Consider the following 21,063-nt stretch of genomic DNA (forward strand, 5'->3'; position numbering starts at 1 on the left):
CCACATTTGGATCTGAGTGCTCTTGGGATCAGCTCAGGTTTTCCAAGGACTGCGTGTCCCATCTGTGGGTCTTGATCGCCAGGTAGAGCATGCCGATGGTCAGCGGTATTTTGTCGCCACGGCCTTTGGCGCGTCGCTTCAAGAATACGTCGAACATCGGCGGCTGAAAGTAACGATAAGCGTCGTAGTCGCTTAGGTCGACCCCGAAATCCTGTTCCAGCGCATCCATGAATTGCTTGGCCTCAACGCCATTGCAGGCAAGGTCGAAGTTGAGCGAGGTTTGCAGGCTAATGGTCTTGTGTTTCGGCAGACCGATTTCTTCATGCAGCAATTGCAGGAGCTGCTGCATGACCGGGTCTTCGGGGAAGTTGGGGGTCAGGTTCATGGTGGGGGTGCGTAGGAGTGGGTGAGCGGGCCTTTTACGTTGCAGGCGGTATTTGTTTCGCGTGATGAAGAGAGCCAAGCCTATCAAGAACAAGGCCAGGGGAAGAAGTTGAATGTTCAGGACAATGGCGATGTAGGGTAGCCAGAACAACAGGAGCAGTCCCGTTACGATGAAGGTAACGGCGAGACGCGTTCTTAACGTGCAGTCAGTGATTTTGTAATACAGCAACAGATGGAGAGCGAACAATAGCGCTGTTTGTAGGTAAAGCCATTGACTAAAGTTCATCTGGAGTACACATGCATTGAGACGCTTGAGCGCTGCGGGCCTATGCCACCGCTGACCTGAGCATCCAGGCCAATGACGATGTCTGCGCTGTGAAAGTTGTGGATCCTGCGAGAAATCAAATCGCTGATAGCGTTCTCGACTATCGATTCTGCTTTGCTGGATATGATCCCGACAGGGGCTGCAACTGCGCCAGAAATGATCTTTTTTATGAGGTTGTTCCGATTGTTCAAGCAATCTGCCTGCTCCCTGGTCAGTGGCTTTGAGACGGCGACTGTCATTACGCAGGGTAGATCTCGGGCAAGCATCTTTTCGTACAACTTCCGCAGCCGCAAGCGGACCTCTATCGCTGAAGCTTTTGCTTGCAGCAAGCAAAGTGTGGCTAGCTCTTGTCGATTGTTTGGCATCACGGTGAGTCGAATTACCGTGAAAGTGATGCCATAGTGGCCGATATATTGAGTCCTTTCGATGTTCACGGTTTTTTCCGAAACAGGTGATAGGAGGTTATGTTCAGTCGGCTACGCGTAACTGGTATAGAGGGTTGAGCGGGCATTTGAAGCAGTTTGGGAAACGGATGGCGTGACGTTTGGCTGTGTCTTACAAAAGCCTCCGGCATTTATGGCTTGCAACGATGTAATGGGCAAAGCTGATCAGTTGTAGGAGCGAGCGTGCTCGCGAAAAACTCAAAAGCGCCGCGTTTTTTCTGATTTACCGCGTCATCGTTGGCGATTTTCGCGAGCAAGCTCGCTCCTACACAGGTGTTGCTTAGACTTGCGCTTGTTCAGGTTGCAGCTGAACGTGTTGCGCGGCTTCCAGCAAATCACAGCCGTCCTGAACGAGCAGGTACAGCGCATTGATGATGTGGGAAATGTCTTTGAGGTCGGCGTGGTCGAAGGTCAGGCAGGAGAAGGTTTCCAATAAGTCGCTGGCGGCGCGGATACGCTGGTGGGCGGCTGATTGGATATCTTCAGCTTTGTCTTGAACTTACTCGGGTTGCTGTTAGGTAACCGACATCACCGTGGCCAAACGGTGGGTGGCGGACTGTGCGCGGGTTGGCCAGCCGGAAACAGCAATCCGACACGTCCGAAGACGTCCCACACACAGCCGCCATAGCAGTGCGTTACGAGACGATAGACGTTCGCAAGGCAAGTAATGGCACTTATGTGTGCTGTTTTCGAGTGACCAAACCCCGTCGCTGAATTGGCAGCGGCGAGCTGAACCTTAGAAGTGAGGTTGTTCTCGAGCAATAAACAGATGGTTTAGTCATTCGCGGTTCGATCAGGCATTGAGAGGCTTACTGATACACCGCCCAAAAATCGCCTCCAATCCCCGATAATCACACGCCACCGCATCAATATTCGCCGGTATCCATGCCGCGTGTTTCACCAGCCACCAATTCACCGAAAACCCCGCATTCACGATGATCTGTTCAAACAGGATCCGCTGTGCCCGTCCATTGCCTTCACGGAAGGGGTGGATAACATTCAGGTCGCCATAAGCTTCAGCGATTTGATGGACGAGATCGGCCTGGGACACGCCGACATACCAATTGGCGTCGTGCATATGCCGGATGATTTTCGCCGCTTCTGGCAGGATACGCTCCGGAGTGCAGAACAGCGTGTCACCTTTCTGGATGTTGACGCTGCGCAGTTCGCCGGCCCAATCGTAGACGTCACCGAACAGGATGCGGTGGATGTGTTGCAGACGATCAAGGTCGTAGGGCGGCGGAAATAGCGGAAGGTTGGCTACGGCAATTTCGGATAACTCTCGCTCGGCCTGGTGCAGGCGGTGTTCATCGAGCAAATCGAGGCGGTTGCGCAGGACGCTGCTATCCGGGTAGCAGTACGGGTCCTGGCCCACCCCGTATTTGTCGAGCATCAGCGTGAGGTATTGCGGTATTTGGCCAGGACGGCTTCGCGGGTCGGCAGGGGCTTGTCGACATCGGCCGGTTGGGTATCGAACCCTTCCAGGCGCAAGCTGGCCAGGTAATTGGAACGGCGGATTTTGTGATAGTGATCCTGTTTTTGCTCAAACGTCGGTTCGCTCATTGCAGCGTACTCCTGGTTAGCAAGGCTTTGATTGTAGCGCAATGCATCATCGTACAGGCAGGTTAAAAAACCACCAACCACCCGAACACGGGACGCGGGCAACGCTGCGCCCTACATTTGATTCTGCCGCTTCCTGCTATTTCCTAGGAAAAGTCCCACTTCGGCCCTGGGCCATCCCTCGCCCTGTGTATCATCCTGTCTCTTTTTTCCTTGCGACCTTTCTCGATTCGCTGAGATTCCCAGGCTATGTTTTTGAGCCAGCCCAGCGGTCAATGGAGTGACAGCCTCATGCACGACACCCTCCAGCAGGTCTTCGGTTATCCACAGTTTCGTCTCGGCCAGGAAGAGACGGTCAGCGCCGTCCTGGCCGGGCGCTCCGCGGCGGCCATTTTCCCTACGGGGTCGGGCAAGTCCCTGTGCTATCAGCTTTCGGCGGTGTTGCTGCCGCACCTGACGCTGGTGGTGTCGCCCTTGCTGGCACTGATGCAGGACCAGTTGGGTTTCCTGCAGCGTCACGGTATTTCGGCGGGCAGCATTGATTCGGCCCAGAGCCGCGATGACGCCAATGATGTCATGGCTCGTGCGCGTTCAGGCGAGCTGAAAATCCTGATGATTTCCGTGGAGCGCTTGAAGAACGAGCGCTTCCGTAACTTTTTGCAAAGCGTGCAGATCTCGCTGCTGGTGGTGGACGAGGCGCACTGCATCTCCGAGTGGGGCCACAACTTCCGCCCGGACTATTTGAAGCTGCCGGACTACCAGCGCCAGTTCAATATCCCACAGGCTTTGCTGCTGACCGCGACGGCCACCCCCAAGGTAATCGCCGACATGCAGGCCAAGTTCGCGATTGCCCCCGGAGATGTGGTGACTACCGGCTTCTATCGGCCCAACCTCAACCTGCTGGTGGAACCGGTCAGCGGCCAGCACAAGCGCCGCAGGTTGGTTGAATGGATGAAGGAACGAGCCAACCAACCGAGCATCGTCTATGTCACTTTGCAGAAAACCGCCGAGCAGATTGCCGAGCATCTGAACCGCCACGGCATTCAGGCCGAGGCTTATCACGCGGGCTTGCCCCACGATAAACGCGAGGGTATCCAGCAGCGTTTCATGGGTGGGCGTTCCAATTGCATTGTTGCAACCATCGCGTTTGGCATGGGCATCGATAAAAGTGATATCCGCAATGTGGTGCACTTCGACCTGCCCAAGTCCATCGAGAACTACAGCCAGGAAATCGGCCGTGCAGGGCGTGACGGGCAGCCGTCTGATTGCCTGGTGTTGGCCAATCGCGACAGCCTCAATGTGCTGGAAAATTTTGTCTATGGCGACACGCCGGAGCAAGAGGGCATTGGCCGTGTCCTCGAGGAGTTGCAGGCCGCACGCAGCGAAGGGCAGTGGGAGTTCCTGCTCAGGTCGCTGTCCGACCACAGCAACATCCGCGAGCTGCCACTCAAGACGCTGCTGGTGCAATTGGAGCTCAAGGGCGTGATCGCACCGCGCTATGCGTTTTATGCTGAATACCGTTTCAAGTACCTGGTCGAACCTGACGCCTTGCTCGCACGGTTTTCCGGTGAGCGGCAGCAGTTTGTCGCGGCGATCATCCAGGTGTGCAAGCGTGCGAAAACCTGGGCAACGGTGGATTTCGACACGCTTTATCAACAGCACAATGCCGAGCGCAGCCGGGTGGTAAAGGCGCTGGATTACTTCCAGGAGCAGGGCCTGATCGAGCTGGAAAGCAAACAGATGACGGAGGTCTACAGTTTGCTCGACACCGATTTCGATCCACGGGTGTTGAGCGCTGAGTTATACACAGGCTTCAAGCAGCACGAAGTGACAGAGGTAGCGCGGATTCATGCCATGCTCGACCTGTTCGCCACCGAATACTGCCTGGGGCAACGTCTGGCGCAGTACTTCGGTGATGAAAACGCTCCCCAGCGTTGTGGACATTGTTCGGTGTGCCACGGCCATGTCGCGCATCTGCCGCCACCGCCAAGCCTGCCGCCACTTGTGGATAAAAGCTTCATGGGGCTGTGCGGCGATTTTATCCACAGGCATCATGAGCACACTGGCGAGCTACCCGGTGCCGAGCGGCTGACGCGGTTTCTCGGCGGTATCAGCGTGCCGTTGTTTACCAAGTTGAAGGCGCGGGGCATTCCCGGGTTTGCCGCACTGGAAGACTACCCCTACGCCGAAGTGCGCGACTGGGCCCACGCCCAATTAGACCTACTCTGACGAGACTTGCCGATGCCTGACTCAACGCCCCTGCGTGCCGATTACCGCTACTTCCAGCCGATCACCACGCGCTGGCACGACAACGATGCCTACGGCCATGTGAACAACGTCACCTACTACAGCTTTTTCGATACGGCAGTGAATACCTACCTGATCGAACAGGGCGGGCTGGATATTCACGACGGTGAGGTGGTGGGATTCGTGGTGAGTTCGGCGTGCGATTACTTCGCTTCGATTGCCTTTCCCGAGCGCATTGAAATCGGCCTGCGGGTAGGCAAGCTGGGCAATAGTTCGGTGCAGTATGAGCTGGCGGTGTTCAAGGCCGGCGAAGAAGAGGCCTGCGCTGCGGGGCGCTTTGTGCATGTGTTTGTGGATCGGGCGTCGAACCAGCCCGTGCCGATACCGGGGATCTTGCGCGAGGCGTTGCAGCGACTGGTGGTTTGACCTTGCGGCACCCCATGTGGGAGGGGGCCTGCTCCCCCCACATTAGTACTTCGGTGCTCTTCAGAGCTTACCGATGACGGTAGTGATGCTTGTTCTTGCGATGCCCGTAGGCATGGCCGCGGCCTGGGTGGCCGTCGCGGTAGTAGCGACGGTCGTCACGGTCACGGTCGCGATAACGGCGGTCGTCGCGATCACTTTCGTTGCCCATGTAGTTGCCCAGCGCACCGCCCGCGCCACCGCCGGCCGCCGAGCCGATCAGTGCGCCAGTACTGCCGCCGACACTGCGGCCCACGACGTTGCCGCCGGCTGCGCCCAATGCGCCGCCAATGGCGGCTTCGCCTCGGCTGCGCTTGTCGGCACCGACCGCACTACCGCCCGCGCCGCCCAGGGCTGCGCCGATGGTCGAGCCGGTGTTGCCGCCCAACTGTTGGCCGACAACAGAACCTAGAACCCCGCCCAATGCGCCGCCTACACCGGCTTCGGTGGTGCCACCGGCCATGGCTGCGCCACTGACCAGGCCAAGGGACAACAAGAGAATCGAGGAGAACTTCATTCAGGGAAACCTCAAGGGGATGACGGCGCGATCCTGAGGTTGTATCGAGACGCTGACAATCGAAATCCGACCGGCGGCAGAGGTTGTATACAATTTGCTAAGTTACTGTTTTTTATCGGGAACTTAAGTTGTTTTTGCAGGTCTTTAGTTACTTCGGAACGGCCGCTTTTATGCAAAAGCGGCCTTTTTTGTGCCCGTGAAAGCGGTAGTTCAAACAACAGAGATCCCGGGTCAGGCCGAGCGCGCCATGATCAACCCAGTATCACTTGCCGCCTCAAGGCGAATCGCGACGAACTTCGACGTCGGCGTGTGGCTACCCTCGCCAGTGCTTTCCAGCGGCACCAACGGATTCACCTCCGGGTAGTACGCCGCTGCCTGCCCCGCCGGAATATCAAACGCCAGCAAGGTAAAGCCCTTCACACGGCGCTCACGGCCATCCTCCCACAACGACACGATGTCAGCCTTCTGCCCTGGCTTGAAGCCCAGGCGGATGATGTCGGCTTCGTTGACGAACAATACGTCACGCTGGCCCTTGACCCCGCGATAACGGTCATCCAGGCCATAGATGGTGGTGTTGTACTGATCGTGGGAGCGCATTGACTGCATGATCAGGTCCGGCACCCGGCCTGTGGCATGGGTACGTTCGTGGATCAGGTCCTTGGGCAGGATGTTGGGGCGGAAGTTGGCGCGGCCCGATGGTGTGTTCCAGCGGCGTGCACCGGCCGAGTTGCCAAGGTAGAAACCCCCTGGGTGCTTGATGCGCTGGTTGAAGTCCTTGAAGCCCGGGATGGTGTCGGCAATCAGGTCGCGAATGCGCCCGTAATCGGCCACCAGCCAATTCCAATCCACCGGTTTGCTGCCCAAGGTGGCGGCGGCAATCCCGGCCAGGATCGCCGGTTCGGACTTCATCTGCGCCGACAGCGGTTGCAGTTGGCCGTTGGAGCCATGGACCATGCTGAAGGAATCTTCCACTGTTACCGCTTGCGGGCCGTCGGCCTGGATGTCGATATCGGTACGTCCCAGGCATGGCAGGATCAGCGCGTCTTTACCGTGCATCAGGTGGCTACGGTTGAGCTTGGTGCTGATTTGCACGGTCAGGTCGCAATTGCGCAGCGCTTCGAAGGTGCGCAGGCTGTCCGGTGTGGCTTGGGCGAAGTTGCCACCCAGGCCGATAAACACTTTGGAGCGACCCTCAAGCATGGCGTGAATTGCTTCCACCACGTTGTGGCCATTGTCACGTGGCACTTGGAACTGGAAGCGACGCTCCAATGCGTCAAGGAAGGCTGCCGGTGGGCGCTCGTTGATGCCCATGGTGCGGTCGCCCTGCACGTTGCTGTGGCCGCGCACCGGGCACAGGCCGGCGCCTGGGCGGCCGATATTGCCGCGCAACAGCATCAGGTTGGCGATTTCCTGGATGGTCGGTACCGAGTGGCGGTGCTGGGTGATACCCATCGCCCAGCACATGATCACGTTCTTGCCTTTGGCGTACATGCGCGCCGCCTGTTCGATCTCAACCAAGGTCAGGCCGGATTGCTCGACGATTTCTTCCCATGAGGTGTCGTCAATCTGGCCCAGGTACTCCAGTACGTTGGTGGTGTGCTCGTTGAGGAAGTCATGGTCGAACACCGCTTCCTTACCTTCGGCCAGGGCCTGGCGTTCCCACAGCAGCAGGAACTTGGCCATGCCACGCAGGATAGCCATGTCGCCGCCGAGCGCGGGGCGGAAGTAGGCGGTATTGGTCGGTTTGTCGCCGTTGGTGAGCATTTCCAGCGGATGTTGCGGGTGCTGGAAGCGTTCCAGGCCGCGTTCCTTCAGCGGGTTTATACACACCACTTGGGCGCCGCGCTTAACCGCTTCACGTAGCGGTTCGAGCATGCGCGGGTGATTGGTGCCGGGGTTCTGGCCCCAGACGAAAATAGCGTCGGCATGTTCGAAATCGTCAAAGGTCACGGTGCCTTTACCCACGCCCACACTCTGGGCCAGGGCTACGCCGCTGGCCTCGTGGCACATGTTCGAGCAGTCCGGGAAATTGTTGGTGCCGTAGGTGCGTACAAACAACTGGTACAGGTAGGCGGCTTCGTTGCTGGCGCGGCCCGAGGTGTAGAACTCGGCCATGTTCGGGCTGGGCAGTGCGTTGAGGTGCTTGCCGATCAGGTCAAAGGCCGCTTCCCAACTGATGGGCATGTAGCGGTCGGTCGCAGCGTCATAGCGCATCGGCTCGGTCAGTCGGCCCTGATATTCCAGCCAGTAATCGCTTTGCTCAAGCAAGGCGGTGACGCTGTGCTTGGCGAAGAACGCCGCATCGACGCGGCGCTTGGTGGCTTCCCAGTTGACCGCCTTGGCGCCGTTTTCGCAGAACTTGACCATGCCGCTTTCCGGCGAGTCACCCCAGGCGCAGCCCGGGCAATCGAAACCACCGTTCTGGTTGGTCTTGAGCATCATGCGGATGTTTTTCAGCGCATTGTCACTGGTCAACCAGGCTTGCGCCACGCTGATCAGTGCGCCCCAGCCGCCGGCTGGGCCTTTATAGGGCTTGTAGCGTGGGGTTGGGGTCTGGTCGGCTTGGTGGTGAAGGCTCATGGCTGGTACTCCATCGCTGGGCTGTAGACCCGTGGCGCGCTTTTCTGCGGCAGGTGGATGAGATTGAGGTTGTGCCGACGCGCCCATTGCAGGGCCAGGCCGGTGGGCGACGACAGGCTGACCAGAGTCTGGATGCCGGCGCGCAGGACTTTCTGGATCAATTCGAGGCTGCAGCGACTGGTGACAATGGCCAGGCCGCCGTCGGTCGGAATGTTTTCGCGGAGCAACGCGCCGATCAATTTATCCAGGGCGTTATGCCGACCGATGTCTTCGCGGCCCATCAATAATTCACCCTGGTTGTTCATAAACACCGCCGCATGCACTGCGCCGCTGTACTGGCCCAGGGGTTGGAACGCGCTGATGCGCTGGCGCAGGCCGTCGAGCCATTCGGCTGGCGGCAAAGGCGCACCAGGCAGCACTTGCAGGTCGGGCAGGGCCTGTTCAACCGCTTCTACTCCGCACAGGCCGCAGCCGCTGGTGCCGGCCAATTGGCGGCGCTGCTGCTTGAGGTTCCAGAATGCACGGCTGGAAATCTGCACCTGGGCGTATTGGGCAGAGCCGGAGCCGCTGATCTTCAGGTCATAAATGTCGCTGACGTCGGTGATAATGCCGCTGCCAAGGCTGAAACCGACGATGAAGTCTTCCAGGTCAGTGGGCGTCACCAGCATCACCGCCTGGCTGATATCGTTATAGGCAATCGCCAACGCCACCTCTTCAGCCAGCGCAGTACTGGCGACTTCAGTGTGTTCAAGATTGCAATATTGATAGCTCTGGCTGGCGACGGGCGCGGTCGTTTCGAGTGCGGGCGCCGCGCAGGTTGGGCGCTTGGCGTTCATGGGGCAGTACCACCGGCGGATTGATCAGTGTTTAGACTAGGCGCGACAAAGGGTCGCGTCTAATTGTCAGTATTGATCTATTGATAGATGGCGTCGATCACGGCTGGTTCGTCGCTTCACTGCGCGCTTATTCCAAGGGCGGGTGATTTCAATACTTTTGAGTCTTTGGCCGATCTGGAACCCAAATCTGTAGGACTGGTCTAGTCTTGGGCATCTGGAAATTAAATCCCAAGGAGAGCGCACCATGAGTATTTTTAGCTTTATCAAAGAAGCCGGCGAAAAGATTGTCGACCTGTTGACGCCGGGTAATGCGAATGCGAGCGAGCAGTTGAAGGAGCATGTGAGCAAGGTGGGTCTGGGTAATCCAAACGTGCAGACCACGGTGGACGGCGACAAGGTCACGGTGACTGGTGAAGTGGCCACGCAGGAAGAGAAAGAGAAGATCCTGTTGGCGTTGGGCAACATTGCTGGTGTGGCAAGTGTGGATGATCAGATCACTGTATCCGGCCCTGCGGTTGCCGCTGCTCGCTTCGTCGTGGTGAAAAAGGGTGACACCCTCAGCGCGATTTCCCTGGCGGTGTACGGTAACGCCAACCAGTACAACAAGATCTTCGAGGCCAACAAACCACTGTTGTCGCACCCGGACAAGATCTACCCAGGCCAGACACTGCGCATTCCTGAGTAATACGCAGAACAAAATGTGGGAGGGGGCTTGCTCCCGATGGCGGTGGTTCAGTCACTTGATACTTGGCTGATACACCGCTATCGGGAGCAAGCCCCCTCCCACATGGGTTTAGAGCCCGGAAATGAGATCGCGGTAACCTTCTACTGCTGCAAACTCTGCCGTGTCCTTTGGCCCTTTCTTGCTATCGGGCTCTTTTACCGCCAGCAAATGCCCCACACCGAAATCCCGGGCGCTGCGCAGGATCGGCAAGGTGTCATCGATAAACAGGCTACGGGCCGGATCGAAGCGGATGTCGGCTTGCAAGGCTTCCCAGAATTGCGGGTTTTCCTTGGGGAAACCATAGTCGTGGGAGCTGATCAATCGCTCGAAATACGGCGCCAGTTCGATGCGCTCCAACTTCAATGACAGCGAATCACGATGAGCATTGGTGATCAGGATCACGCGCTTGCCGGCCTGTTTGATCGCCGCCAGGAACGTATCGGCATCCGGTCGCAGGGCGATCAGGTGGGCGGTCTCCAGCTTGAGTTCGCGCACCGGGATCGCCAGCTCAGTGCTCCAGAAGTCCAGGCAGTACCATTGCAACTGTCCGGCGTTACGCTCGAACAGCGGTTGCAATTCCATCTCGGCCATGGCGCGGCTCACGCCGTGCAGTTCGGCGTAACGCTGGGGCAAGTGCTCCATCCAGAAATGGTTGTCGTAATGCAGGTCGAGCAAGGTGCCGTCCATGTCCAGCAGGACGGTGTCGATGGCGTGCCAGGGCAAAGAGGGCATGATGCGTTCTCATGTAAGTAAAGATATCCGACACAGACAATCGGAAAAGCCACGGTATAGTAACCCGATCACGCCAAGGAGCCGCTTATGCGCCAGAAACCCACTGTCCTCGCCCGCGAAATAGTCGCCAGTAGCCGTTTGTTCCGCGTGGAGGAAGTGCAATTGCGCTTTTCCAATGGCGTTGAACGGACCTACGAGCGTCTGGTGGGCCGGGGCACGGGCTACGGAGCGGTGATGATCGTGGCGATGATCGACGAAGATCATGCGTTGCTGGTGGAAGAGTACTGCGGTGGCACCGACGAGTATGAACTGTCCTTGCCCAAAGGTTTGATCGAGCCGGGCGAGGATGTGTTGGCGGCGGCGGATCGCGAGCTCAAGGAAGAAGCCGGCTACGGCGCACGGCAGCTGGAGCACATCACCGAACTGTCGTTGTCGCCTGGTTATATGAGCCAGAAAATCCAGGTGGTGCTGGCCACCGATCTGTACGAAGAGCGCCTTGAAGGCGATGAGCCTGAACCGATGCGCGTGGAGCGGGTCAACCTGCGTGAATTGTCGGCGCTTGCGCAAAACGAACAATTCAGCGAAGGCCGCGCCTTGGCTGCACTGTACTTGGTAAGAGACCTGTTGACCCAGCGTGGAGCGTTCAACGCATGAGCGAACTGTTTTTAGGCCACCCATTTATCGCCCCTGTCATTGAACTGGCGCGCCAAGCGGGTGAAGCCATCCTGCCGTACTGGCGCGCCGACGTCGCCGTGACTTCAAAAGCGGATGATTCGCCGGTAACGGCTGCCGATCTGGCGGCGCACCATTTGATTCTCGCTGGCCTTACTGCTCTGGATCCGAGCATTCCGGTACTGTCCGAAGAGGATGCCGATATCGATCAAAGCGTGCGAGCCGGATGGCAGCGTTGGTGGTTGGTGGATCCGTTGGATGGCACCAAGGAATTCATTTCCGGCAGCGAAGAATTCACCGTCAATATTGCCCTGATCGAACAGGGCCGCGTGGTATTCGGCGTGGTATCGATGCCTACCACTGGCCGTTGCTATTTCGGCGGCGCAGGCCTTGGGGCTTGGCGTTCGGATGTAAATGCCGCGCCCAAGCAGATTCAAGTACGCCAGACCCCGGCTGCGGGCGAGGCGTTTACCGTGGTGGCCAGCCGTCGCCATACCAGCGCGGAGCAAGAGCGCCTGCTGGATGGTTTGAGCGAAGGGTTGGGCGAGCTGAAACTGGCGAATATCGGCAGCTCGTTGAAGTTCTGCCTGTTGGCCGAAGGCAGCGCCGATTGCTATCCACGCCTGGCGCCGACGTCACAGTGGGATACTGCGGCGGCCCAGGGTGTGTTGGAAGGCGCGGGGGGCGAGGTGTTGGAGTTGAATGGCCAGCCGTTCAGCTACCCGGCACGGGAATCATTGTTGAACCCATTCTTTTTGGCGCTGCCCGCGAAGGCTGCATGGCGCGAACGCCTATTGACCCTGGCCAGATCTTAAGATCACAACAGGGCAAAGTGTGGGAGGGGGCTTGCTCCCGATGGCGATAATTCAGTCACCAGATACTTGGCTGATACACCGCTATCGATAGCAAGCCCCTCCCGCACTTTTTAGCGGTGCAGGACGTACTGGCCGGTAAAGGTTACTGCGCTCTCTGCGCTGCCTGCATTCACAATCCATGTCTCCAGCGCCAACCGCGCCCGCCCATGACGCTTGTACGTCGCCAAAAAACGTTTCCAGACCTTCTCATCCGGCGCTGCACAAATGGCCGTCGCATCCTGCGTCACTGGCAATGGATAACTGATCTGGCCTTCCTGAATCACGATATGCCCGTCTTCAATGCCTTCTTCGCGCAATTTCAGGTGCAGCCAACCCCAACCTGCGAGCACGGCGCCGCAATAGAGGCTGCCGCCAAACATGGTGCTCTTGTGGTTGATGTTGGCTTGCAAGGGTAAATGCAGATGCAGTTGGTCGTGCTGCCAGTCGAGCACCTTCAGACCCATTTCCCGGGTAAGGGGAATGTCGTGGTGCAGGATGGTTTCCAGATAACGGCTGTCGCGGCTCATGGTGGCCTCTTGGCGGGTGGACAGTGTCATTCGTCGTCGGCGCTGTGGCTGGCGCTGTCGGCGAAGTTCAGGCCGTGCTTGCGCAGTTTGTCGTGCAACGTCTTGCGCGGCACGCCCAGGGCTTCGGCGAGGCTGCGCAGGGAACTGTGGGGGCGGGTCAGTTCGGCGGCGATCAGGCTCTTCTCGAACTGCTCGACCTGCTCGCTCAGGCCGCCAGGGGTGGAGGTCAGCACGCCGGCTGCCGGGTTGTCCTGGGTGTTGTCCAGCGCCAACTCCAGGCCCAGGGCGAAACGCTCCGCAGCGTTTTGCAGTTCGCGGACATTGCCCGGCCAGCTGTGGCGCAGCAATAGCGCGCGCTGGCCCGGCTGCAGCTCATGCAGGGGCAGGCCATGGCGGCTGCTGGCCTCGTCGGCGAAATGCTGGAACAGCATCAATGCATCTTCGCCCCGCTCGCGCAGGGGTGGAATGCGCAGCGGCGCGACATTGAGGCGGTAATACAAGTCAGCCCGGAAACGGCCCTGGTCGGCGGCCTGGCGCAGGTCTTCCTTGGTGGCGGCGATAATGCGGATATCCAGCGGGATCAGCTGATTGCCCCCCAGGCGCTCCACTACACGTTCCTGCAACAGGCGCAGCAACTTGACCTGTACATCCAGGCTCATGCTTTCGATTTCATCGAGGAACAACGTGCCGCCATTGGCGAACTCGAACTTGCCGATGCGGCGTTTCTGCGCGCCGGTAAACGCGCCTGGTTCGTGGCCAAACAGCTCGCTTTCCACCACCGATTCGGCCAGCGCCCCGGCATTGATTGCCACAAACGGGCCGCTGCGGCGGCTCGACAGGTCATGCAATGCACGGGCGACGACCTCCTTGCCCGCCCCGGTTTCGCCCAGGATCAGTACATCGGCCTTGGTCGCAGCCAGCGCCCCAATTTGCTCACGCAGGCGCAACATCTGCGGCGAATGCCCTACCAGGCGTGTGCTCAGTTGCTGGCGATCACTGAGGGCCAGGCGCAGGCTGCGGTTGTCCAGTACCAGGCGACGCAAGGCCAGGGCGCGGCGCACGCTGTCGAGCAGGGCGTCACTGGCGAAGGGTTTTTCGAGGAAGTCATAGGCGCCGGCCCGCATGGCCTGCACCGCCAGCGGCACGTCGCCATGGCCGGTGATCAGCAGCACCGGCAGATCCGGGTCCTGGCCGTGCAGTTCGGCCAACAGTTCCAGGCCGTCCATACCGGGCATGCGGATATCGCTGACCACCACTCCCGGCCAGTCCCGCGACAGGCGGGCGGTGAGGCCGCTGGCTTCGCCCAGGGGCAAGACTTTCAGCCCGGCCAGGTCCAGGGTCTGGCAGAGGGCCTGACGCAGGTGGGGATCGTCGTCGATCAACACCACCTGAATCTGGTTATCGATACTCATACACTGCGGTCCTCGGACGGTTGCAGACTGACGCCCGGCGAGCCGGCACGCAATTTCAAGGTTAACAGCGCGCCGCCTTCCTTGTGGTTGGCGAACAGCAGTTCGCCGCCAAAGGCACGCATCAGGGTGTCGCAGATCGCCAGGCCCAAGCCCAGGCCCTGGGTGCGCGTCTTGGTGGTGTAGAACGGCTCGCTGGCGCGGCCCAGGGCTTCCATGCAAAAGCCCGGGCCATTGTCGCGAATGTACAGGTTGACGCCCTGTGCAGTGGTTTCGGCACTCAGCCAGAGTTTGCGCGGCGGGCCTTTTTCGGTAAGGGCGTCGAGGGCATTGGCCAACAGGTTGCCCAGCACTTGGCGCAAGCGGGTTTCACCAGCCTGCACCCATAGGGTTGCCTCCGGCAGGTCGCGGATCAGCTCCACTTCCATCGAGCGCCGCCGCTTGGCCAGCAACGCCAGGGCGTCGTCCAGCGCTGGCTGCAGGGCCACGCTTTCCGGGGCGTGGCGGTCGCGGCGGGCGAAGGCGCGCAGGTGGGCGATGATCGAGGCCATGCGCCCGGTCAACTCGCTGATCAACTTGAGGTTGCCGCGGGCATCGCTGGTGCGCTCGTGGTCGAGCAGGATTTCAGCGTTTTCGGCATAGCTGCGGATCGCTGCCAGCGGTTGGTTCAGTTCATGGCTGATGCTCGCCGACATGGTGCCCAGTGCCGAGAGTTTACCGGCCTGTACCAGGTCATCCTGGGCGCGCACCAATTCCTGCTGGGCGTGTTCACGTTCCAGCACTTCCTGTTTCAGGCGTCGATTCAGGCCCTCCAGGTCGCTGGTACGCTCTGCCACGCGCATTTCCAGTTCGCGTCGGGCCTTGGCTTCGAAGGCGATGCGTTCCAGGTAATGCCGGCGGCGCTGCATGATCAAGCCCAGCAACAGCATCAGCACCAACAGTGCGGCGCCCCCGACGGCCATCACTGTGCGCACCGGGCGGTTGATCAGCGAGCGTGGTGCGAGGATTTCCACATTCCAGCCGGTTTCGGCGATGGCCGTGGATTGGCGCAGCCAGGCGCTGCTGCTCAGACTCAGCGGCTGCGGGTCGCGGGTTGGGTAGGGTTGGATGGCAATGATGGCCTGGCGTTCTTCGGCAGTCAGTGGCCGCGTGGCGCGGAACCGCCATTGCGGGCGTGAGGTGAGGATCACCACGCCGTTGTGGTCGGTGACCAGCAGTTGTTCCGGGGTATTGCCCCATAGGCTTTCGGTGTGGTCCAAGTCGACCTTCACCACCAGCACACCGATGATAGTGTCGCCATCACGCACTGCGGCGGCAAAAAAGTAGCCGCGCTTGGCCGAGGTGGTGCCCAGGCCGAAAAAGCGCCCCAGGCGCCCGGCCATGGCCTCGCTGAAATAGGGGCGAAAGGAAAAATTGCGCCCGACAAAACTGTCTTGTTTGTCCCAGTTGGACGCGGCCAGAGTCTTGCCGGTGGTGTCCATCAGGTACATCACTTCCACGCCGGCCTGGGCGGCGACGTCCTTGAGCAGCAGGTTGGCGTTGGCCAGGTGGGTGCTGACCTGGGGCGCGTCCAGCGCAGTGCGCAGGGCCGGCAGGTCACCGAGGATCTGCGGCAGCACTTCGTAGCGGTGCAGGGTGCCCAGCAGGTTGGCGACGTAGAGGTCGAGGGTCTGACGATTCTGCCCGGCCAGTTCGCTGCGGTAATAGCGCTCGGCCAGGTGCTCCAGTGGCCACAACAGCGGTGCCAGGCATAATGCCAGCAGGGCAAGGCTGCGCCAGCGGGGTCTTCGCGCAAGGGGTGGAGTCATGGGGATCGCGCCTGTGGGTACAGGCGCATTATGCCTAGTGCGGCTGTGCAAGACACTCTTGCAATGCGTCCTGCCACTGCGGCTGGCTGACCTGCCATTGCTGCTGCAGCCGCGTGCAGTCCAGGCGCGAGTTGAGCGGGCGCTTGGCGGGGGTCGGGTAGGCGCTGGAAGGAATCGGCTCCAGTTCGGCACAGGCTCTGCCTTCGGCCCGCAGTTGCGCGCCAATGGCCTCGGCGAAGCCGAACCACGAGGTTTCGCCTTGGGCGGTCAGGTGATAGACACCCCATTCCCCGGCCTTGCCGGCTTGCCACTGTTCGATCAGCACACGGGTGCTGTTGGCGATGGTCCCGGCCCAGGTCGGCGCACCGATCTGGTCGGCCACGATGCGCATCTGCGGTTTTTCCTGCAGCAGGCGTTGCATGGTCAGCAGGAAATTCTTGCCGTGGCTGGAATACACCCAGCTGGTGCGCAGAATCAGGTACTGGCCACCCACTGCAGCAATCGCCTGCTCGCCTGCCAGCTTGCTCTGACCGTAGACACCCAATGGGTTTGGCGTGTCGTTTTCGGTGTACGGGGCAGGTTTGCTGCCGTCGAACACGTAGTCGGTCGAGTAGTGGATCAGCGGAATGCCCAATGCCTTGGCTTCCTCGGCGAGGATGCCGGGGGCGACAGCGTTGATGGCAAAGGCTGCGTCCGGTTCGCTCTCGGCCAGATCGACGGCGGTGTGCGCGGCCGCGTTGATGATCAGGCCGGGGCGATGGGCGCGTACCTGTTGGCGGATGCGGCCGGCGTCGGCGAGGTCAAGCTGGCCGCGGCCCAGGACGATGAGCTCGCCCAGGCCCTGGAGCCGCTGTTGCAGCTCTTGGGAGACTTGGCCGTGTTGGCCGGTGATGAGTATTTTCAGGGCAGCTGTCACGGGAACAGGTCCGCATCTTTCAGGCGTTTGCCGTTTTGATCCTTGGCGGACAAGGTCGGTGGACCATTGAGTTGCCAATCGATATTAAGGTCCGGGTCATCCCAACTAATGCAACGTTCAGCTGACGGTGTGTAGTAGTCCGTGGTCTTGTAAAGAAATTCTGCGTAGTCGCTGAGCACCACAAAGCCGTGGGCAAACCCCGGTGGAATCCACAGTTGGCGGTTATTTTCGGCAGACAGGCGCACGCTGGCCCATTTGCCGAAATGCGGGGAGCTGCGGCGGATATCCACCGCCACGTCCAAGACTTCACCGGCAGTCACACGCACCAGTTTTCCCTGAGCGTGCTCAACCTGATAATGCAGGCCACGCAGCACACCTTTTTGCGAGCGCGAGTGATTGTCCTGCACAAACTGCAGGTGCAGCCCGCTGGCCTTTTCAAACTCGCGGGCATTGAAGCTCTCATAGAAAAAGCCGCGCTCATCGCCAAAAACCTTCGGCTCGATGACCAGTACGCCGGGCAGCTCAGTGGCGCTCACATTCATTTAGGGTTCCCGGCAAGAGTGTACAAATACTGACCATAACCGGTTTTGCCAAAGTACTTGGCGCGCTCCAGCAGATAGTCACGGTCGATCCAGCCATTCTCGTAGGCGATCTCTTCCAGGCAGGCCACTTTCAAGCCCTGGCGGTGTTCGATAGTCTGTACGTAAGTCGAGGCTTCCAGCAGGCTGTCATGTGTGCCGGTGTCGAGCCAGGCAAATCCACGGCCGAATCGCTCGACGTGCAGGTCGCCTCGTTTGAGGTAAGCATTGTTGACGTCGGTGATCTCCAGCTCGCCACGCGGCGAAGGCTGGACCGCCTTGGCGATCTTGATCACGTCGTTGTCATAGAAATACAGGCCGGTGACGGCATAGCTGGATTTAGGCGCTGCCGGTTTTTCTTCGATGGACAGGGCGCGGCCTTCTTTATCGAAGTCGATCACGCCAAAACGCTCCGGGTCTTTGACCCAATATCCGAACACCGTAGCACCCGATGGACGTTGAGCGGCGTTGCGCAGTTGATCGCCGAAGTGCTGGCCGTGGAAGATGTTGTCCCCCAGGATCAAGCACACAGGATCATCGCCAATGAACTCTTCACCAATGATGAACGCCTGCGCCAAGCCATCCGGCGAAGGCTGCTCGGCATAGCTGAAGCGCACACCGAACTGGCTGCCGTCGCCCAGCAGGTTACGGTACTGCGGCAGATCCACCGGGGTAGAGATCACCAGGATGTCCTTGATCCCCGCCAGCATCAACACCGAGATCGGGTAGTAGATCATTGGCTTGTCATACACCGGCAACAGCTGCTTGGACACGCCCAGGGTAATGGGGTGCAAACGGGTGCCGGAACCGCCGGCCAATACAATGCCCTTCATCATGCGATCAAATCCTTTGCGTCAGTGTTGCCCAATCGTTCACCTTGATAACTGCCGTCCTGGACCCTGCGGCACCATTCCAGATTATCGAGGTACCACTGCACGGTTTTGCGCAGTCCGGTTTCAAAGGTTTCTTCAGGGACCCAGCCCAGTTCGCGCTCGATCTTGCTGGCATCGATGGCGTAGCGTTGGTCGTGGCCCGGGCGATCCTTGACGAAGGTGATCAGGTCGGTGAATTTTTCCACGCCGGCTGGGCGTTGTGGCGCCAGCTCTTCTAACAGGGCGCAGATGCCACGGACCACGTCGATGTTCTTCTGCTCGTTATGGCCGCCGATGTTGTAGGTCTCGCCCACAACCCCAGTGGTTACCACTTTGAGCAGCGCGCGGGCATGGTCCTCGACGAACAGCCAGTCACGCACCTGCAGGCCATCGCCGTACACCGGCAGCGGCTTGCCCGCGAGGGCGTTGAGGATGACCAGTGGGATCAACTTTTCGGGGAAGTGGAACGGCCCGTAGTTGTTCGAGCAGTTGGTCAGCAGCACGGGCAGGCCATAGGTGCGCTGCCAGGCGCGTACCAGGTGGTCTGAGGCCGCCTTGCTTGCCGAATACGGCGAGCTGGGGGCGTAAGGCGTGGTCTCGGTGAAGAGATCGTCCACGCCGTGCAGGTCGCCGTAGACCTCGTCAGTGGAGATGTGGTGGAAACGAAACGCGCTTTTCGCCGGTTCTGCCAGTTTCTGCCAGTAGGCCCGGGTGGCCTCCAACAGGCTATAGGTGCCAACGATGTTGGTCTGGATAAAATCCGACGGGCCGTCAATGGAACGGTCGACATGGGATTCAGCCGCCAAGTGCATGATGGCGTCAGGCTCGAAGCGCGTAAGTATGGCACTCACGGCGGCCTGGTCGATGATATCGGCCTGGACGAACTCATAGCGGCTGTTGGACGCGATACTGGCCAGCGACTCGAGGTTGCCGGCGTAGGTCAGCTTGTCCAGGTTGAGCACTTCATGCTCGGTGTGTTGAATCAAGTGCCGGATCAGGGCCGAGCCAATAAATCCGGCACCGCCGGTGATGAGAATGCGCATGTCGAGGGCCTTTTCCTTAGACGGACATTGGGCGAAAGAAGCATAGCTTGAGTTGTGAATCGGGCCGGCGCAAGCGCTGCGAGCATAAGGGGTTGATTAAAGCCCGTGAGCAATGGCGATATAGACGTCTGAAAAAACAAACGCCGTCACAATGTTGTTGTCCCTGTTGACCCATCGTGCCTGTTCAAGCGGCACTATAGACAGCACCTATGGCAGCTTTGTTCTGAAAACCTGCCGTGATGACCGATGGATTAGTTGCCGTTTGTCGATAGTTATCGATTAATTCATATAGTTATCAATGTTAATCATGATTAACAGCTTTTAAAGCCGATTTTTATCCGTTATAAAGTCGGCCTTCACCCCATTCGGAGTCCTGATCGCCATGACCACCCTGCACAGCACACCTCGCGCCGATGGCTTCCACATGCCTGCCGAATGGGCGCCACAGACCCAAATCTGGATGATCTGGCCCGAGCGCCCGGACAACTGGCGCATGGGCGGCAAGCCCGCGCAGGCAGCCCATGTGGCGGTGGCCAAGGCCATTGCCCGCTTTGAACCGGTGACCGTCGCAGTTTCCGCCGGCCAGTACGAGAACGCCCGTGCGCGCCTGGATGTGCCCAATATTCGCTTGGTGGAGATGTCCAGCGACGATGCCTGGGTGCGGGATACCGGCCCGACGTTCGTGATCAACGACAGCAGCGAAGTGCGTGGCGTGAACTGGGATTTCAATGCCTGGGGTGGCTTCGACGGCGGTCTGTATTCGCCGTGGAACCGCGATTCCCAGGTGGGTGGCAAGATCCTCGAGATCGAACGTGCGCCGCGCTACCGTACTGAAGGCTTTGTGCTCGAAGGCGGTTCGATCCATGTGGACGGCGAGGGCACCCTGATCACCACCGAAGAATGCCTGTTGAACCGCAATCGCAACCCGCACCTTGATCGAGCAGCGATCGAAGCAGTGCTTAGCGATCACCTGGCGGTGGATAAAATCATCTGGCTGCCGGACGGCCTGTTCAACGATGAAACCGACGGCCATGTGGATAACTTCTGCTGCTACGTGCGCCCGGGTGAAGTGTTGCTGGCCTGGACCGATGACCCACAAGATCCGAACTACGCACGCTGCCATGCGGCCATGGAAGTGCTGCAAAACAGCACCGATGCCCAAGGCCGCTCGTTCATCGTGCATAAAATGCCGATCCCGGGGCCGCTGTATGCCACTGAGGAGGAGTGCGCCGGTGTCGACCCGGTGGACGGTAGCCAGGAGCGTAATCCGACCGTGCGGCTGGCCGGTTCCTACGTCAACTTCCTGATCGTCAACGGCGGCATCATCGCGCCGAGTTTCGACGACCCGCTGGACAGCCAAGCCAAGCAGATCCTGCAGAACCTGTTCCCCCAGCACGAGGTGGTGATGGTGCCGGGGCGTGAACTGTTACTGGGCGGTGGCAATATCCATTGCCTGACTCAACAACAGCCAGCCCCGCAGAGAAATTGAGTGCAGTTGTAACAACGCCTTGATGGCAAGCGGGCACTGCGCGATTGCAGTGTTCCCGGCAAGCCCGCGGCCCAGCCAGGTCGCG

21 protein-coding genes and 1 pseudogene are annotated in these 21,063 nt (G+C 59.5%); 6 read left to right on the forward strand and 16 right to left on the reverse strand.

Features of this window, described 5'->3' with window-relative positions:
• Nucleotides 1–28: 28 nt before the first annotated feature.
• The 5 genes and pseudogenes from QYQ93_RS02280 to QYQ93_RS02300 all read right to left on the reverse strand — a co-directional run bounded on the left by QYQ93_RS02280 (nucleotide 29) and on the right by QYQ93_RS02300 (nucleotide 2,715).
• A complete protein-coding gene (locus tag QYQ93_RS02280; protein WP_338476230.1) occupies nucleotides 29–385 on the reverse strand; it encodes a DUF1493 family protein in 357 nt (118 codons plus the stop codon).
• A gap of 281 nt (nucleotides 386–666) precedes the next feature.
• Nucleotides 667–1,143: a hypothetical protein gene (locus tag QYQ93_RS02285; protein ID WP_338476231.1), complete on the reverse strand. Its 477-nt coding sequence runs from the start codon at nucleotides 1,141–1,143 to the stop codon at nucleotides 667–669.
• Nucleotides 1,144–1,432: 289 nt separating this feature from the next.
• Nucleotides 1,433–1,633: pseudogene (locus tag QYQ93_RS02290) on the reverse strand (hypothetical protein); the annotation flags it as partial.
• Between the two features lie 312 nt (nucleotides 1,634–1,945).
• A complete protein-coding gene (locus QYQ93_RS02295; protein ID WP_217881155.1) occupies nucleotides 1,946–2,545 on the reverse strand; it encodes a putative adenosine monophosphate-protein transferase Fic in 600 nt (199 codons plus the stop codon).
• Nucleotides 2,545–2,715 carry a YhfG family protein gene (locus QYQ93_RS02300; protein WP_124421665.1) on the reverse strand — a complete coding sequence of 57 codons (171 nt, stop codon included), beginning with the start codon at nucleotides 2,713–2,715 and terminating at the stop codon, nucleotides 2,545–2,547. The genes QYQ93_RS02295 and QYQ93_RS02300 overlap by 1 nt, the downstream gene beginning before the upstream one ends.
• A 288-nt stretch (nucleotides 2,716–3,003) precedes the next feature.
• Between QYQ93_RS02300 and QYQ93_RS02305 the strand changes: the two genes are divergently transcribed.
• Together QYQ93_RS02305 and QYQ93_RS02310 are read left to right on the forward strand one after the other, a co-directional pair.
• Nucleotides 3,004–4,941: a RecQ family ATP-dependent DNA helicase gene (locus QYQ93_RS02305; protein ID WP_338476233.1), complete on the forward strand. Its 1,938-nt coding sequence runs from the start codon at nucleotides 3,004–3,006 to the stop codon at nucleotides 4,939–4,941.
• A 12-nt stretch (nucleotides 4,942–4,953) separates the two neighbouring features.
• A complete protein-coding gene (locus QYQ93_RS02310) occupies nucleotides 4,954–5,385 on the forward strand; it encodes an acyl-CoA thioesterase (protein WP_217881157.1) in 432 nt (143 codons plus the stop codon).
• Nucleotides 5,386–5,452: 67 nt separating this feature from the next.
• On the opposite strand, the gene QYQ93_RS02315 is transcribed toward QYQ93_RS02310, so the two are convergent.
• From QYQ93_RS02315 to fdhD, 3 genes are all read right to left on the reverse strand, one after another.
• Nucleotides 5,453–5,938 (reverse strand): glycine zipper domain-containing protein, encoded by a 486-nt coding sequence (locus QYQ93_RS02315; protein ID WP_005783837.1) that lies wholly within the window; start codon nucleotides 5,936–5,938, stop codon nucleotides 5,453–5,455.
• A 231-nt stretch (nucleotides 5,939–6,169) separates the two neighbouring features.
• On the reverse strand, nucleotides 6,170–8,518 hold the full coding sequence (locus QYQ93_RS02320) for an FdhF/YdeP family oxidoreductase (RefSeq protein ID WP_338476234.1): 2,349 nt from the start codon (nucleotides 8,516–8,518) through the stop codon (nucleotides 6,170–6,172).
• The gene (gene fdhD, locus QYQ93_RS02325) at nucleotides 8,515–9,354 is read right to left on the reverse strand and encodes a formate dehydrogenase accessory sulfurtransferase FdhD (protein ID WP_338476235.1); all 840 of its coding nucleotides are present in this window, start codon (nucleotides 9,352–9,354) and stop codon (nucleotides 8,515–8,517) included. The genes QYQ93_RS02320 and fdhD overlap by 4 nt, the downstream gene beginning before the upstream one ends.
• 244 nt (nucleotides 9,355–9,598) lie before the next feature.
• Between fdhD and lysM the strand changes: the two genes are divergently transcribed.
• Nucleotides 9,599–10,039 carry a peptidoglycan-binding protein LysM gene (lysM, locus tag QYQ93_RS02330; RefSeq protein ID WP_043047371.1) on the forward strand — a complete coding sequence of 147 codons (441 nt, stop codon included), beginning with the start codon at nucleotides 9,599–9,601 and terminating at the stop codon, nucleotides 10,037–10,039.
• A 108-nt stretch (nucleotides 10,040–10,147) separates the two neighbouring features.
• On the opposite strand, the gene yrfG is transcribed toward lysM, so the two are convergent.
• Nucleotides 10,148–10,810: a GMP/IMP nucleotidase gene (gene yrfG / locus QYQ93_RS02335; RefSeq protein WP_338476236.1), complete on the reverse strand. Its 663-nt coding sequence runs from the start codon at nucleotides 10,808–10,810 to the stop codon at nucleotides 10,148–10,150.
• A gap of 87 nt (nucleotides 10,811–10,897) precedes the next feature.
• On the opposite strand from yrfG, the gene nudE reads away from it, so the two are divergent.
• Together nudE and cysQ are read left to right on the forward strand one after the other, a co-directional pair.
• Nucleotides 10,898–11,464 carry an ADP compounds hydrolase NudE gene (gene nudE / locus QYQ93_RS02340; protein WP_043047369.1) on the forward strand — a complete coding sequence of 189 codons (567 nt, stop codon included), beginning with the start codon at nucleotides 10,898–10,900 and terminating at the stop codon, nucleotides 11,462–11,464.
• Entirely contained in the window at nucleotides 11,461–12,297 is an 837-nt protein-coding gene (gene cysQ / locus QYQ93_RS02345) for a 3'(2'),5'-bisphosphate nucleotidase CysQ (protein WP_043047368.1), read from the forward strand. Before nudE ends, cysQ begins: the two co-directional genes overlap by 4 nt.
• 110 nt (nucleotides 12,298–12,407) lie before the next feature.
• On the opposite strand, the gene QYQ93_RS02350 is transcribed toward cysQ, so the two are convergent.
• Genes QYQ93_RS02350 through rfbB form a run of 7 tightly spaced genes read right to left on the reverse strand, consistent with a single transcriptional unit; the run spans nucleotide 12,408 to nucleotide 19,489 of the window.
• The gene (locus QYQ93_RS02350) at nucleotides 12,408–12,863 is read right to left on the reverse strand and encodes a thioesterase domain-containing protein (protein WP_043047367.1); all 456 of its coding nucleotides are present in this window, start codon (nucleotides 12,861–12,863) and stop codon (nucleotides 12,408–12,410) included.
• 26 nt (nucleotides 12,864–12,889) lie between these two features.
• Complete coding sequence (locus QYQ93_RS02355; protein WP_043047366.1) at nucleotides 12,890–14,275, reverse strand: sigma-54-dependent transcriptional regulator; 1,386 nt, start codon at nucleotides 14,273–14,275, stop codon at nucleotides 12,890–12,892.
• A complete protein-coding gene (locus QYQ93_RS02360; RefSeq protein ID WP_043047365.1) occupies nucleotides 14,272–16,080 on the reverse strand; it encodes a sensor histidine kinase in 1,809 nt (602 codons plus the stop codon). Before QYQ93_RS02360 ends, QYQ93_RS02355 begins: the two co-directional genes overlap by 4 nt.
• 34 nt (nucleotides 16,081–16,114) lie before the next feature.
• Nucleotides 16,115–16,996, reverse strand: coding sequence for a dTDP-4-dehydrorhamnose reductase (gene rfbD / locus QYQ93_RS02365; protein WP_043047364.1), 882 nt, complete (start codon nucleotides 16,994–16,996; stop codon nucleotides 16,115–16,117).
• A complete protein-coding gene (gene rfbC / locus QYQ93_RS02370) occupies nucleotides 16,993–17,538 on the reverse strand; it encodes a dTDP-4-dehydrorhamnose 3,5-epimerase (RefSeq protein ID WP_043047363.1) in 546 nt (181 codons plus the stop codon). Before rfbC ends, rfbD begins: the two co-directional genes overlap by 4 nt.
• Complete coding sequence (rfbA, locus tag QYQ93_RS02375; RefSeq protein ID WP_043047362.1) at nucleotides 17,535–18,410, reverse strand: glucose-1-phosphate thymidylyltransferase RfbA; 876 nt, start codon at nucleotides 18,408–18,410, stop codon at nucleotides 17,535–17,537. Before rfbA ends, rfbC begins: the two co-directional genes overlap by 4 nt.
• Entirely contained in the window at nucleotides 18,407–19,489 is a 1,083-nt protein-coding gene (gene rfbB / locus QYQ93_RS02380) for a dTDP-glucose 4,6-dehydratase (RefSeq protein WP_338476240.1), read from the reverse strand. Before rfbB ends, rfbA begins: the two co-directional genes overlap by 4 nt.
• 382 nt (nucleotides 19,490–19,871) lie before the next feature.
• On the opposite strand from rfbB, the gene aguA reads away from it, so the two are divergent.
• Entirely contained in the window at nucleotides 19,872–20,978 is a 1,107-nt protein-coding gene (aguA, locus tag QYQ93_RS02385) for an agmatine deiminase (protein ID WP_338476242.1), read from the forward strand.
• Nucleotides 20,979–21,063 lie beyond the last annotated feature (85 nt).

Source organism: Pseudomonas khavaziana, from assembly GCF_036704165.1.
Taxonomy (GTDB): Bacteria; Pseudomonadota; Gammaproteobacteria; order Pseudomonadales; family Pseudomonadaceae; genus Aquipseudomonas; species Aquipseudomonas khavaziana.